The following is a 13,417-nucleotide window of genomic DNA, read 5'->3' on the forward strand; positions in this document are numbered from 1 at the left end:
TGTCGACCCTCCAAGCACGCGTGTCGACCGCCCAGGCACGCGAGCCGTCCATCCAAGCAGGCGGGCCCGCCCGCCGAGCCGATCACGGGTCCACCGCCGCCCAGCCAACCCGAACCAAACGCGACCGGGGTGACCTGCCACCGCAGGTCACCCCGGCCACGCTCACCCGCTCAGTCCTCGGTGTCGATCCCCCACCCGGCGGCGGCCGACAGCCCCTCGAGGTATCCCATCGCCCGCTCGGTCTTCGGATACCGCCGGACCAACGCCCAGAACGCCGCGTCGTGCCCGGGCTCGCGCAGGTGCGCCAGCTCGTGCACCAGCACGTAGTCCAGCACCCATGGCGGGACCTTCCGCAGCCGGTCGCTGACCCGGATGGTCGCGTCGACCGGCGTGCAGGACGCCCACCGCGTGCGCATCGGCGGCACCCAGCGGACGCTCGCCGGCACCGCGGTGCCGCCCAGGTACTTGCCCGACAGCAGCGCGCAGCGCGCCAGCAGGGCTTCGTCCGACGTCTTCGGGGACGCCGGGCGACGTGGTTCCGAGCGCTGGAGCTTGCGCTCCATCTCGGCGACCCAGTGTTTCTCCTCCGCCCTGGTCATCCGCGCCGGGATGAGCACGACGAGCGTGTCGTCTTTCCAGTACGCGGTGACCGTCCGGTGCCGGCGCTGGCTGCGCCGCACTTCGACCTTGTGTCCAGGTGTGTCCGACGGGGGGTTCGTCTCCCCCGGGCCTCTCAGCGAGGGCATGCGTGCTTCGACCACCCGACAACGGTAAGGCCCGGCACCGACAACTCCGAGCGCGTTGAGGTCACAGAGCCGAGTTGTCCACAGCCCCTTCTCCTTGTGGACAACTCGGCCGATCCGGCGGCTTCCCGGGCTCGGCCGGCACCGCCGGCTGCCATCCTGCGGACATGATCCTCTCCACCGCGGACATGCCACCGGTGCTCCTGCCGGCCCATCCCGCCCTGCTCCCGGGCATCACGGTGCTCGAACGCGGCTCGCACGAGATCCAGCTCGGGCTCGACCCGCGCCACGGCGTGATCGTCGAAGGCCTGCCACCCGGCCTCGTCGAGCGGCTGCGCGCACTCGACGGCAGCAAGCCCGTCGAACGGCTCTTGCTCGCGGAGAGCGAACACCGAGATCAGCTGCGGACGCTGCTGCGGCAGCTGACCGCGCTCGGCCTGGTCACCGACGCGGGACGCCCGGACGGCCCGGGGTTCCGCGGCGAAACCGGCCTCTGGTCCCTGCGGGCCCGCCACCACCAGACCGCGCTGAGCGACCGGCGGCGAGCCACCGCGGTCACGGTGCACGGGGACGGCCGGGTGGCGGTCGCGGTCGCCGTGCTGCTGGCCAACGCCGGGATCGGGCACGTCGAGCTGCAGCTGCCCGGCACGGTGACCGAACACGACCTGGGCACCGGCTTCACCGAAGCCGACCTGGGCCGGCCCCGGCGGCAGGCCCTCGGCGACCTGCTCCGCCGCGTCGACCCCGAAGTCCGCGTCACCCGCCTGCACGACCGGTACCCGGAGCTGGCGCTGCTCACCGACGCCGTCGTCCCGGCTCCGGAGGTCGTGGCCGAGCTGATGGAGGACGGCGTCCCGCACATGGCGGTCCGGGTCCGCGACGGGACGGGCATCGTCGGGCCGCTGGTCGTGCCGGGCCGCAGTTCGTGCCTGCGCTGCGCCGACCTGCACCGGACCGACCTCGACCCGTGCTGGCCGCGGATCGCCGGCCAGCTGACCGGCCGGCACCAGCGGCCCGACCTCGGCGCGGTCCACGCCTGCGCGTCGCTGGCCGTCGCGCAGGCCATGCGGCTGCTCTCCCCCGCCGAACCGCCACCGCCGCCGTGGAACGCGACCCTCGAGATCGACGCCTTCGACGGCCGCATCCGCCACCGCGGCTGGCCCCCGCACCCGAGGTGTGGCTGCGGGGCCCCGGGGCTGCACCAGGAGACGTAGGCCACTAAGACGTCGCGAGCAGGCTGCGCGCCGCCGAGGTCGCAGGGCAGAATCGCGGGGGTGACCGACTTCCGCGACCCAGGCGATCGTGACCCCGCGATGCCGCGCAAGGGTGCTGCCCGTACCGCCAAGCTCGCCAGTCTGCCGCTCGGGATCGCCGGGCGGGCGGTCGGCGGGTGGGGCAAGCGGCTGGCCGGCCAGAGTGCGGAGCAGGTCAGCGCGACGCTCTCGGCGAAGGCCGCCGAGCAGCTGTTCGAGGTACTCGGCACGCTCAAGGGCGGGGCGATGAAGTTCGGCCAGGCGCTGAGCGTGTTCGAGGCGGCGGTACCGGACGACATGGCGAAGCCGTACCGCGAGGCGCTGACGAAGCTGCAGGCCGCGGCGCCGCCGATGTCGGCCCGCCAGACCCACCGGGTGCTCGCCGAACAGCTGGGCCGCACCTGGAGCAGCCGGTTCGCCTCGTTCGACGACGAGCCGGCGGCGGCCGCGAGCATCGGCCAGGTGCACCGCGCGGTCTGGCACGACGGCCGCGAGGTCGCGGTCAAGGTGCAGTACCCGGGCGCCGACGAGGCGTTGCGCAGCGACCTGCGGCAGCTGCAGCGGTTCAGCAGGCTGTTCCAGGCGTTCGTGCCCGGCACGGAGGTCAAGCCGCTGCTGGCCGAGCTCGCCGAGCGCATGAACGAGGAGCTCGACTACCAGGCCGAGGCCCAGCACCAGCGCGCCTTCGCGAAGGCGTTCGAAGGCGATCCCGGCATCCTGGTGCCGCACGTGGTGGCCAGCGCGCCGAAGGTCGTCGTCACGGAGTGGGTGACCGGCACGCCGTTGTCGAAGGTCATCGCGGACGGCGACCGCGAGACGCGGAACCTGGCGGGCCGGCTGCTGGCGGAGTTCCACTACTCGGCCCCCGAGCGCGTCCACCTGCTGCACTCGGACCCGCACCCGGGCAACTTCATGATCACCGACGACGACCGGCTGTGCGTCATCGACTTCGGCGGGGTGGCCCGGCTGCCCGACGGCATCCCCCGCCACCTGGGCGAGATGACGCGGCTGGCCCTCGACGGCGAGTCCGCCGGGCTGATGCGCCTGCTGCGGGAGAACCGGTTCATCCGGCCGGAGAGCGACCTGACCGCGGACGAGGTGCTCGCCTACCTGGCGCCGTTCACCGAGCCGCTGGCGGAGCCGACGTTCCACTTCACGCGCAGGTGGATGCAGAAGCAGGCGGGGCGGGTCGGCGACAGCCGCGGCAACGACTTCCGGGTCGGGCGGTCGCTCAACCTGCCGCCCGAGTACCTGATGATCCACCGGGTGACGGCCGGGTCGACGGGCATCCTCTGCCAGCTCGACGCGGCGATCCCGGCGCGCGGCATCGTGGAGCGCTGGCAGCCCGGCTTCGCCGCCTGAGTTGTCCACAGCCCGGTCCGCGAACGGACGGATTCCGGCGAGTTGTCCACAGCTGCGGGGAACGGGGTTCCACCCGGTTGGCCGAGCCGCCATGCTCGGATCATGACCGTTACTCAATGCACCGATCCTCTGGCCCTCAGTAATCCCGGCTCGTGCGAGGTGATGAACCTCGAACAGCTACGCAGGGCCGGGGTGTCCGACCGAAGAACCCGGCGGCTCTGCGGCCCCGGTGGGCCGTGGCGCCGCCTGCACCCCGGTGTCGTCCTGCTGCGCAACTGCGCCCCGACGCGGCAGCAGCTGCTGCACGCGGCACTGGTGCGCTACGGGCCGCGGGTGGTGATCACGGGCGCCGACGCGCTGCAGGCCCACGGCGTGAAGTGCCCGGCGGACGACGAGATCCGGCTGCTGGTCCCCGACCACTGCCGGGTGGCGGCGTGCGACGGGGTCAGCGCGGCGCGCACGGCCCGGATGCCGGCGCCGGTGGTGGTCGACGGGCTGCCGTTCGCACCGCCGCCCCGGGCCACGCTCGACCTGGCGAGGTCCGAGCCCGACCCGGCACGGATCCGCCACCTGCTGACGCTCCCGCTCTACTGGGGCCTGTGCGACCGGCAGGAGCTGCTGACGGAGCTGGCCGAGGGGCCACAGCGCGGCACGGCGGCGGTCCGGAAGGTGCTCGGCGAGCTGGACGAGGGCCCGATCCAGGCCCACGGCCTGGCGGCCCAGATCCTGGACGGGGCGCACCTCCCACCACCGGCCTGGGACGTGACGATCTGCGACCGCCGAGGCCGCCGCATCGGCGAGGCGGATGCGTGGTGGGACGAGATCGGCCTGGCCTGGCAGTACCGCTGCGGCCCCGGCACGGGCGGTTTCTCGCACCTCGCCCTGGCGGCGACGGGGATCGTCCTGGTCCGCTGCACGGTCCGCCAGCTACGCCAGGTCCCCCGCGAGGTGGCGCAAGAGCTGGCCCAGGCCTTCGGCGAGGCATCCCGCACACCGAGGCCCCGGGTCCGCGCAGTCCCGATGACCCCCATCGGCGACGCGGCATGACGGCCTACGGGGAGCCGCGGCCCCAAGCCACGCACCACTTGCCCGACGACTGGGACGCAGCTCGCAGCGACCACACCCCATTCCACCCGCACCCGCGACGGTGCGCCCTGCTCACGTTGGTCCCGCCCACACGCCAACCCGTGCGACGGCGCGCTGCACACGTTGGCCCGACATCCGGCCAACACCACCCGTGCAACGGCGCGCGCTGCTCACGTTGGCCCGACACCCCGCCCACGCGCCACCCTGTGCAACGGTGTGCACTGCTCACGACGGCTGTGCCGCGCGGGCCCGTCCGGATAGGCATGACCCGGCCGCCGCACCCGCGCATCCGCAGGCGAGGCCGCGCCCACCCCAGCCGTGGCGCGCTCCAGGCGGGCCGCGCCACCCTTGCCCACACGGCAACGCACGCCGTCCAGGGCAGTCACCTCCTCAAGGGCGCGGATCGATCACCAGTACTCGTCGGGCAGCTTGCCCTCGATGTCCCGCACGTGCTGCCGCGCGCAGTCCGGGCACAGCCACCGCAGCCCACCCCGCTCGCGGCTGGACACCCAGGCGAGCGCCGTGGCCGGGTCCTCGTCGGCGCCGCGGGTGCGCCCGCACCGCGTGCACCCGACCGGCTCCGGCGCGCTCACGGCAACCGTCCACAGTGGATCGCCTTGGCGCCGAACAGGAACAGGTCGTCCCGGCGGGCGAGGAAGTCCGGGCCGTCCGGATCGGTCAGCGCGGCGACGGTGTCACGATCATCGGCGTCGAGCCGGTCGCCGGCCGACTCGGCAAGCCACCCGATGCGCTGCACGACGTACTCGCGCAGCAGGTCCGAACCCGGCATGGGGTGGTCGATGAGCGCACCGAACGACTCGACGTCCTCGAGCCCGGCCTCGCGAAGGGCGCGCGGCCAGCCGTAGGGCATGGCGACGCTGCCCGGAAGCCCGGCCCGCATCCCGGCGAACCACTCGCCCCTCGCGGCGAGCAGCCGTTGCTCCAGCCCGGGCCGCCCGACCCCGAGATCCCAAGGGAGGCACCGCATTTCGAGCCCACCCTCGCCGATGGCGAGCACCCCGCCGGGCCGCAGCAGCCGGGCAAGGGCACCCAAGGCGGCCTGCTGGTCACCGACGTGGTGCACGACGCCCGACGCCCACACGAGATCGACAGCGGGCACCCGTTCGGCCAGCCGCGGATCGGCGAGGTCCCCGTGCACGGCAAGCACCTCGACGTCCCCGCCGGCGGCCTCGGTCACGGCCCGCCGCGCCTCGGCGAGCAGTTCGGGTGTGGCATCGAGGAGCACGACGGTGCCCCCGTCCCCGCGGGCGAGCTCACGCGCGAAGAGCACGCTCATCCCACCGGCCCCACACCCGACATCGAGAAGGGCCGGCCGCCCGGGAGCGCGGCCGAGCAACCGCCGAGCGACGGGCGCGAGCGCACCGGCATCGAGCGCGTCGGCCATGCGCAGCTGAGCGAGCCGGTCCGCCCAGTCGATGTCGTCGTGGGTGTGTACGGACATCACCCCATTCAACACCAGCGGGCCCGGCCGAACAGCACCCGAAGGAGGCCACAGAACCCATACCCACAGGTCCACGCCCTGACGACTTCATGCGCGACCGGCCCGCACGTGCCGCGACCGGCAGCGCCGCCACGCGGCAAGCACCCGGCGAAGCGCACACTCCGGCGAACGATCGGGCGGGCTTCCCCCAGCGTCCAGCTCGCCGGGCAGCACGAAGCCCCCGCCGCCCGGAGGGCGGCAGGGGCCTGCGCTCAGTTCTGGTCCAGCTCGTACCGCTCCGCCCGGCGAGCCGCCCATCGGGCTACTCGCGTCCAGCGGCGTACGGCACGCGCGCTACCTCGGGCCCGCTGGGCGCGGACCCCCTCTTCCAGATCCCGTATTCGGGCCCTGGACAGTTCTTCGTAAAGCAACATCTCGCTGATCTCCTCGATCTCGGTCTTCGTCAACTGCAGTCGCGGACCGCACATCCGCGCTTCGTGGTCCTTCGTGGTGACCGGTTCGACGCTCATGCGGCGGCGCTCCGGTGGTCGCCGCCGGCCTTGGCCGCGGCGGGCTCGACGGCAGCGTTCTTGCGCGGGCGGCCACGGGGCCGCTTGCGCGCGATCACGACGCCGCGCTCGAAGATCTCGCCGCCCCAGACGCCCCACGGCTCACGCCGGGCCAGCGCACCGGCCAGGCAGGCCTCGCGCACCGGGCAGTCGGCGCACTGCGCCTTCGCGCGCTCGAGCTCGGCCGGGGACTCGGCGAACCACAGGTCCGCGTCGCCCGAACGGCAGGGCAGAGCCGCGTCCGGCACGGCGATGGGGTCGAGCAGGTCGGCGAATATTGCCTCACCCGAGGTGTAGGCGATGGCCGAAGACATGGGTGTTCCTCCTTGTGTCGTACGGGTTTTCGGTTGGGAGGTGGAGCTGGGCAATGCTGGTCCTCTTGGGCTGTGCAGCCAAAAACACGAAGGCCGCGGATCCGGGTTTTCCGGTTCCGCGGCCTTCGTGAGCCTCTAGTCCTGACTAGGTCAGGAACTTCGCTCCCGTATCGACAACGGAACACGGAACTGCTTGATGGTCGGCAGATCGGCCTGCGGGTACGCGGCGAGAACGCCCTGCGTCCCGAAGACGACGTCACCGGTGGCCCAACGCCGCTCGACGCGACGCATGCCACGGATCTCGTGCGCGCTCACGGACACACCGGTGCCCGGGCGCTGAGCAGCCGCGACTTCCGCGGCGCAGGACAGACGGGTGCCCGGGTTCGTGAGCGTCATGGTGTTGATCATTTCACCGGCACCTCCTTCTGTACTCTGCACACACGGCCGCCGAGCGGCGCTGTCACGTGGATCCCCAGCCGAGCCCTTCGGGCTCGGTACTGGCAGGTTATTGCCCCCCACCACACGGGGGCAACTCAATTAACGGGAAAATCCTCGAAGTTACGAAGATCGCCCCTGAGCAGCGGGTTCGCCGCGTCGATCATGGCTCGGACGCGGTCAACACCGCATCGCCGCGACACCGCCACACGAGTGACCCGGGCGCGGCCGCACCGGCCCGGACAGCATCGGCAGCCCGCCTTCACGAGCCGTACCGACCCGGCCACACGAACGACACGGGCGCGGCCGCACTCGTCCGGACGGCATCGGCGGCGCCGCCCTCACGAGCCGCACCGGCTCCGCCACGCAACAACACGGGCTCGACCACACCTGTCCCGACGGCATCGGCAACGCCGCCCTCACGAGCCAAACCGACCCCGCCACACAAACGACACGGGCACAACCCCACCCGTCCCGACGGCATCGACTACCCCGCCCTCACGAGTCGCGCCGGCTCCGCCACACGAACGACTCCGGGCCGACTGCGCCACCTCGGACGCGGCCGAATCCATGCAGAAAAGGTGCGCCCGCCCAGCCCGAAGGCGGTCGAGCAGCCGCATCGGCGCCGTCGGCCCGTCGCTACTCCGCCGACGCCCGGACCACGCCGAGGATCTCCGCGCCGAACCGCTCGAGCTTCGTCGCGCCGATCCCCGAGATCGACACCAGCGCCGCTTCGTCCACCGGGCGCTGCTCGGCGATGGCCATCAGCGTCGCGTCGGTGAACACGACGAACGGCGGCACCTTCAGCTCGCGGGCCCGGTCGCCGCGCCAGGACTTCAAGCGCTCCAGCAGCCCCTCGTCCACCATGGACGGGCACTTCCCGCAGCGGCCCAGCTTGACCTCGAGGGTCTCCAGCAGCGGCCCGCCGCAGACGCGGCAGCGCGTCTTGATCGGCGTCGCCGGCTTCTGCTGGGAACGGGCCGCCCGAGCCGCCGGGTGGTCCTCCGGGATCAGGCCGTACAAGAACCGGCTGCGCCGGCGGTTTCGCCGCGCGCCCGGCGTGCGGGCCAGCGCCCACGACAGCCACAGGTGCTCGCGGGCCCGCGTCACGCCGACGTAGAACAGCCGCCGCTCCTCCTCGATCGCCGCTTCGTCGTCGCCGGCGTGCAGGATCGGGACCGTCCCCTCGGCGAGGCCGACGAGGAACACCGCGTCCCACTCCAGGCCCTTCGCCGCGTGCAGCGACGCCAGCGTCACGCCCTCGACCGTCGGCGGGTGCTGAGCCGCGGCGCGCTGGTCGAGCTCGGCGTTGAACCGCGGGAGGTCCGCGTCCTCGACCGTCGAAGCCAGCTCCTCGGCCAGCTCGACGATCGCCAGGAGCGCGTCCCAGCGCTCCTTGGCCGCGCCACCCGCCGGCGGCGACTCGGTGAGCCCGACCCGGGCGAGCACCGACCGCACCGTCGTGACCAGGTCGGAGCTGACGTCGCCGCTCGCGGCCCGCAGCGCCGACATCGCCTGCCGGACCTCGGTCCGGTTGAAGAACCGCTCGCCGCCGCGGACCAGGTACGGGATGCCGGCCTCGGTCAGCGCCGACTCGTACGCCTCCGACTGCGCGTTCACCCGGTACAGCACCGCGATCTCGCTCGCCGCGACGCCGCCGTCCAGCAGCTCGCGCACCCGCCGGGCGACGGCCTCGGCCTCGACCGCCTCGTCGTCGAACTCGGCGAACCGCGGCTCCGGACCCGGCGGCCGCTGGCCGATCAGCTTCAGCCGCGAACCCGCCGGCCGCCCGCGCGCGGCGCCGATGACCCGGTTCGCCAGCGAGACGACCTCGGGCGTCGACCGGTAGTCGCGCTCGAGCCGGACGACGGTCGCGTCCGGGTAGCGCCGCGTGAACTCCAGCAGCGGCCGCGGCGACGCGCCGCCGAAGGAGTAGATGGTCTGGTTGGCGTCGCCGACCACCGTCAGGTCGTCGCGGCCGCCGAGCCACGCGTCGAGCAGGCGCTGCTGCAGCGGCGTGACGTCCTGGTACTCGTCGACGACGAAGCAGCGGTAGCGGTCGCGGAACTCCTCGGCGACGACGCCGTGCTCCTCGAGCACCGCCGTCGTGTGCAGCAGGAGGTCGTCGAAGTCGAGCACCTGCGCGGCGTTCTTCAGTTCTTCGTACGTGCGGTAGACCTGGGCGATCTGCGCGGCCGGCGCCGGGATGTCGCGCTGGGCGCGCGCGGTGACCGCCGGGTAGTCGTCCGGGCTGATCAGTGACGCCTTCGCCCACTCGATCTCGCTCGCCAGGTCGCGCAGGACCTCGACCTCGGTGCCGAGCTTGGCCCGGTTCGCGGCCTGACCGACGAAGCGCAGCTTGTTGTCCAGCAGGTCCCACGGCCGGTCGCCGACCACGCGCGGCCAGAAGTAGCGCAGCTGGCGGCGGGCGGCGGCGTGGAACGTCAGGGCCTGCGCGGCTTCGACGCCGAGGCCGCGCAGCCGCGTCCGCATCTCCCCCGCGGCCCGCGTCGTGAACGTGACGGCGAGCACCTGACCAGCGGAAACGCGCCCTGATCGGACGAGGTGGGCGATCCGGTGGGTGATCGTGCGGGTCTTGCCCGTGCCGGCTCCGGCCAGCACGCAGACCGGCCCCCGCGGGGCACCGGCGGCGGCGCGCTGCTCGGGGTCGAGACCATCGAGCAAACGGTTCAGGCTCTTGGGGGAAAGTACGCCGGTCACGTCCGGCATCCTCGCAGAGGGGGACGGGGAATCGGGGCAGGGGCACGCGGCCGTATCCTGGTCATATGGCGGGACAGCAGGACAAGGAAGCGGCCAAGCAGGCCAAGAAGGAGAAGCGCGCGGCGAGCAAGGCCCGCCGTGGCCAGCTCTTCGAGGCCTTCAAGATGCAGCGCAAGGAAGACCCGTGGCTCATCCCGTGGATGGTCGGGTCGATCGTCGTCGTCGCGGGCGTCTTGTTCGGGATCGGGTTCTTCTTCGACGCGCAGTGGGCGCTGCTGCCGCTGGGGCTGGTCCTCGGTGCCCTGCTCGCCATGATCATCTTCGGCCGTCGCGTCCAGAAGACGGTCTATTCGAAGGCCGACGGCCAGCCCGGCGCTGCGGCGTGGGCGCTGGAGAACCTCCGCGGCAAGTGGAAGGTGACGCCGACCGTCGCGGCGACCACGCAGCTCGACGCCGTGCACCGCGTGCTGGGCGGCCCGGGCGTGGTGCTCGTCGCCGAGGGCGCGCAGCACCGCGTCAAGACACTGCTCGCCCAGGAGAAGAAGCGCGTCTCCCGCCTGGTCGGCGACACGCCGATCTACGACGTGACGATCGGCCACGAAGAGGGCCAGATCCCGCTGAAGAAGCTCCAGGGCTTCCTGATGAAGCTGCCGCGCAACCTCAAGCCGGCCCAGGTCGACGCGCTGGAGGCGAAGCTGGCCGCGCTCGGCAACCGCGGCGCGGCGATGCCGAAGGGCCCGATGCCGGCCGGCGCGAAGATGCGCAACGTCCAGCGCACGATCCGCCGTCGCTGACCCGCACCGACGACGAAGGCCCCGTCCGGCTCGGACGGGGCCTTTCTCGTTCAGCGCATCCGGATGACGACGGTGCCGGTCAGCCGGTCGAGCCAGCTGCGGCCGTCGGCGTTGCGGACCGCCGCCGGGATGATCACGAACGTCAGCACCGCCCGGACCAGCGCGCGCAGCGGGCCGACCAGCGCGGCGCCGTCGAGCCGGGCGACGCGGATGCCGACGACGGCCATCCCGGGCGTGAACCCGAAGAAGCCGGCGGACACGACGGAGATGACCGCCCACACGCCGCCGGACCAGAGGTTGAAGTTCTGCATCGCGACCGGGTCCTGCAGGCTGGGGTGCAGGAAGATGGCCGTGACCAGGGCCGCGATGACGAGGTCGACGACCAGCCCGAGCAGCCGCGCGCCCCCGCGCGCCGCCGAGCCCACGCCGGATTCGGGCAAACCGAACTTCTCGCCCGGCCAGCGCGACTCGTGCTGATCAGCGTCCTGCCGGCCCTCGCCGGTGCCGGGCAGCCATTCACCGGTCCATCTCGCCACCCATCCAGGGTATGCCGGTGGCGCGGACCACATCCGCCCTGGTCGGATAGCCGGTATCCACCCACCCGTTAACACCCGCGAAACATACGGGTGACGGTCGGGCAACACCGCCCTCTTAGCGTGAGCCGAAGAGAGCACTGCCGTACGAGCTCGAACGAGAAGGAGTCACCGAGGGTGCCCACTACTCCAGACGACATCCAGCGCCTCATCGCCGACGAGGACGTCGAGGTGGTCGACGTCCAGTTCTGCGACCTGCCCGGCGTGATGCAGCACTTCACGGTCCCCGCGAAGGCCTTCACCGAAGAGGCATTCGAAGAGGGTCTCGCGTTCGACGGCTCCTCGGTGCGCGGCTTCCAGTCCATTCACGAGTCCGACATGCTGCTGCTGCCGGACGCGGCGACGGCCCGGATCGACCCGTTCCGCAAGGCGAAGACGCTCGCGCTCAACTTCTTCGTGCACGACCCGTTCACCCGTGAGGCGTACAGCCGCGACCCGCGCAACATCGCGCGCAAGGCCGAGCAGTACATCTCCGAGTACGGCGTCGCCGACAACGTCTACTTCGGTCCCGAGGCCGAGTTCTACATCTTCGACTCGGTCCGCTTCGACTCCGCCGAGCACGCCTCGTTCCACGAGATCGACTCGATCGAGGGCTGGTGGAACACCGGCGCCGACGAGGTCGGTGGCAACCAGGGCTACAAGACGAAGTTCAAGGGCGGCTACTTCCCGGTCCCGCCGGTCGACCACTTCGCCGACCTGCGCGACGACATCGTCCGCAACCTGACGAACACCGGTTTCGAGATCGAGCGCGCGCACCACGAGGTGGGCACCGCCGGCCAGACCGAGATCAACTACAAGTTCAACACGCTGCTGCACGCCGCGGACGACCTGCAGCTGTTCAAGTACATCGTGAAGAACACGGTGTTCGCCGCGGGCAAGACCGCGACGTTCATGCCGAAGCCGCTCGCGGGCGACAACGGCTCGGGCATGCACTGCCACCAGTCGCTGTGGAAGGACGGCCAGCCGCTGTTCCACGACGAGTCGGGCTACGCCGGCCTGTCGGACACCGCGCGGCACTACATCGGCGGCCTGCTCAAGCACGCGCCGAGCCTGCTGGCCTTCACGAACCCGACGGTGAACTCCTACCACCGCCTGGTGCCGGGCTTCGAGGCGCCGGTTTCGCTGGTCTACTCGCAGCGCAACCGCTCCGCCTGCGTCCGCATCCCGATCACGGGCAACAACCCGAAGGCCAAGCGCGCCGAGTTCCGCTGCCCGGACTCGTCGGGCAACCCGTACCTGGCGTTCTCGGCGATGATGATGGCCGGGCTCGACGGCATCAAGAACAAGATCGAGCCGGCGGACCCGATCGACAAGGACCTCTACGAGCTCCCGCCCGAGGAGGCCAAGAACGTCAAGCTGGTCCCGGGCGACCTCGGCACGGTGCTGGACACCCTCGAGGCCGACCACGACTACCTGCTCGAGGGCGGCGTCTTCACACCGGACGTGATCGAGACGTGGATCGCCTACAAGCGCGAGAACGAGATCGACCCGCTGCGGCTGCGCCCGCACCCGTACGAGTTCGCCCTGTACTACGACGTGTGATGCGGTAGTACGACCCCCGGGCACGCCGGCGGCGAGGAGCGAAGAGCCCTCGCCGCCGGCGTTTCTCGTTCAGGCCGGGCGCAGGTCCAGCCACATGATGCGGAGGCCGACGTCGCCGTGGACGGGGTGGCGGAACGCTCCCGGTGCCACGCCCAGGGTCGTGAAGCCGAGGCTCTCGTAGAGGCGGATCGCGCTCTCGTTGGTGTCCACCACCGCGTTGAACTGGATCGCCGCGAAGCCCGCCTCGCGGGCCCACGTGATCATGTCCGTCGCCAGCGCGCGGCCCACTCCCCTACCGCGCGCCGGGGCCCCGACCATCAGGCTTCCCGAGGCCACGTGGCTCCCCGGCCCGGGACGGTTGGCGTACATGTTCGCCGTTCCCAGCACCCGGTCGCCGTCGGCCGCGACGACCGTCCGGGCCGGCGCAGGCCGGAGCCAGCTGCGGCGAGCCTCTTCCTCGGTCATCGCCGGGTCGTACGGGAACGTCTGCTGCTCCGTGACGACGTCGTGGATGATCGGCCAGATCCCCGGCCAGTCGCCGGGAGCGGCCGGGCGGATCTCCAC

The 13,417-nt window shown here is 72.1% G+C and carries 14 protein-coding genes; 5 read left to right on the plus strand and 9 right to left on the minus strand.

From position 1 onward, the window contains the following. Positions 1-170: 170 nt before the first annotated feature. Positions 171-680, minus strand: coding sequence for a M48 metallopeptidase family protein (locus QRX60_RS05055; RefSeq protein WP_286003503.1), 510 nt, complete (start codon positions 678-680; stop codon positions 171-173). A gap of 230 nt (positions 681-910) precedes the next feature. On the opposite strand from QRX60_RS05055, the gene QRX60_RS05060 reads away from it, so the two are divergent. From QRX60_RS05060 to QRX60_RS05070, 3 genes are all read left to right on the plus strand, one after another. Further along, the gene (locus tag QRX60_RS05060; RefSeq protein ID WP_285999634.1) at positions 911-1,957 is read left to right on the plus strand and encodes a ThiF family adenylyltransferase; all 1,047 of its coding nucleotides are present in this window, start codon (positions 911-913) and stop codon (positions 1,955-1,957) included. 60 nt (positions 1,958-2,017) lie between these two features. Next, positions 2,018-3,358 (plus strand): ABC1 kinase family protein, encoded by a 1,341-nt coding sequence (locus QRX60_RS05065; protein WP_285999635.1) that lies wholly within the window; start codon positions 2,018-2,020, stop codon positions 3,356-3,358. Positions 3,359-3,520: 162 nt separating this feature from the next. Continuing rightward, a complete protein-coding gene (locus QRX60_RS05070) occupies positions 3,521-4,405 on the plus strand; it encodes a hypothetical protein (RefSeq protein ID WP_285999636.1) in 885 nt (294 codons plus the stop codon). Positions 4,406-4,851: 446 nt separating this feature from the next. Here QRX60_RS05070 and QRX60_RS05075 read toward each other — a convergent pair whose 3' ends face one another. The 6 genes from QRX60_RS05075 to QRX60_RS05100 all read right to left on the minus strand — a co-directional run bounded on the left by QRX60_RS05075 (position 4,852) and on the right by QRX60_RS05100 (position 9,933). Continuing rightward, positions 4,852-5,037: a hypothetical protein gene (locus QRX60_RS05075; RefSeq protein WP_285999637.1), complete on the minus strand. Its 186-nt coding sequence runs from the start codon at positions 5,035-5,037 to the stop codon at positions 4,852-4,854. Further along, positions 5,034-5,906 (minus strand): class I SAM-dependent methyltransferase, encoded by an 873-nt coding sequence (locus tag QRX60_RS05080; protein WP_285999638.1) that lies wholly within the window; start codon positions 5,904-5,906, stop codon positions 5,034-5,036. Before QRX60_RS05080 ends, QRX60_RS05075 begins: the two co-directional genes overlap by 4 nt. Positions 5,907-6,157: 251 nt before the next feature. Continuing rightward, entirely contained in the window at positions 6,158-6,415 is a 258-nt protein-coding gene (locus QRX60_RS05085; protein ID WP_285999639.1) for a hypothetical protein, read from the minus strand. Next, complete coding sequence (locus tag QRX60_RS05090; protein ID WP_285999640.1) at positions 6,412-6,768, minus strand: WhiB family transcriptional regulator; 357 nt, start codon at positions 6,766-6,768, stop codon at positions 6,412-6,414. Before QRX60_RS05090 ends, QRX60_RS05085 begins: the two co-directional genes overlap by 4 nt. Before the next feature lie 150 nt (positions 6,769-6,918). Next, positions 6,919-7,176: a hypothetical protein gene (locus QRX60_RS05095; RefSeq protein ID WP_285999641.1), complete on the minus strand. Its 258-nt coding sequence runs from the start codon at positions 7,174-7,176 to the stop codon at positions 6,919-6,921. Between the two features lie 666 nt (positions 7,177-7,842). Beyond that, positions 7,843-9,933: an ATP-dependent DNA helicase UvrD2 gene (locus QRX60_RS05100; protein ID WP_285999642.1), complete on the minus strand. Its 2,091-nt coding sequence runs from the start codon at positions 9,931-9,933 to the stop codon at positions 7,843-7,845. A gap of 56 nt (positions 9,934-9,989) precedes the next feature. Here QRX60_RS05100 and QRX60_RS05105 point away from each other — a divergent pair, with 56 nt between their 5' ends. Next, positions 9,990-10,718 (plus strand): DUF4191 domain-containing protein, encoded by a 729-nt coding sequence (locus QRX60_RS05105; RefSeq protein ID WP_285999643.1) that lies wholly within the window; start codon positions 9,990-9,992, stop codon positions 10,716-10,718. A gap of 50 nt (positions 10,719-10,768) precedes the next feature. On the opposite strand, the gene QRX60_RS05110 is transcribed toward QRX60_RS05105, so the two are convergent. Next, positions 10,769-11,158 (minus strand): RDD family protein, encoded by a 390-nt coding sequence (locus QRX60_RS05110; RefSeq protein ID WP_332845849.1) that lies wholly within the window; start codon positions 11,156-11,158, stop codon positions 10,769-10,771. Between the two features lie 270 nt (positions 11,159-11,428). Between QRX60_RS05110 and glnA the strand changes: the two genes are divergently transcribed. Beyond that, positions 11,429-12,853, plus strand: a complete 1,425-nt coding sequence (glnA, locus tag QRX60_RS05115; protein WP_285999645.1) for a type I glutamate--ammonia ligase — start codon at positions 11,429-11,431, stop codon at positions 12,851-12,853. A gap of 69 nt (positions 12,854-12,922) precedes the next feature. On the opposite strand, the gene QRX60_RS05120 is transcribed toward glnA, so the two are convergent. Next, positions 12,923-13,417, minus strand: coding sequence for a GNAT family N-acetyltransferase (locus QRX60_RS05120; RefSeq protein ID WP_285999646.1), 495 nt, complete (start codon positions 13,415-13,417; stop codon positions 12,923-12,925).

Origin of the sequence: Amycolatopsis mongoliensis (genome assembly GCF_030285665.1) — a bacterium.
Classification (GTDB): Bacteria; Actinomycetota; Actinomycetes; order Mycobacteriales; family Pseudonocardiaceae; genus Amycolatopsis; species Amycolatopsis mongoliensis.

Coding starts and splice junctions, on each gene's coding strand:
- QRX60_RS05060 (WP_285999634.1), top strand. CDS start 911: ATGATCCTCTCCACCGCGGACATGCCACCGGTGCTCCTGCCGGCCCAT.
- QRX60_RS05070 (WP_285999636.1), top strand. CDS start 3,521: ATGAACCTCGAACAGCTACGCAGGGCCGGGGTGTCCGACCGAAGAACC.
- QRX60_RS05080 (WP_285999638.1), bottom strand. CDS start 5,906: ATGTCCGTACACACCCACGACGACATCGACTGGGCGGACCGGCTCGCT.
- QRX60_RS05085 (WP_285999639.1), bottom strand. CDS start 6,415: ATGAGCGTCGAACCGGTCACCACGAAGGACCACGAAGCGCGGATGTGC.
- QRX60_RS05090 (WP_285999640.1), bottom strand. CDS start 6,768: ATGTCTTCGGCCATCGCCTACACCTCGGGTGAGGCAATATTCGCCGAC.
- QRX60_RS05095 (WP_285999641.1), bottom strand. CDS start 7,176: ATGATCAACACCATGACGCTCACGAACCCGGGCACCCGTCTGTCCTGC.
- QRX60_RS05100 (WP_285999642.1), bottom strand. CDS start 9,933: ATGCCGGACGTGACCGGCGTACTTTCCCCCAAGAGCCTGAACCGTTTG.
- QRX60_RS05105 (WP_285999643.1), top strand. CDS start 9,990: ATGGCGGGACAGCAGGACAAGGAAGCGGCCAAGCAGGCCAAGAAGGAG.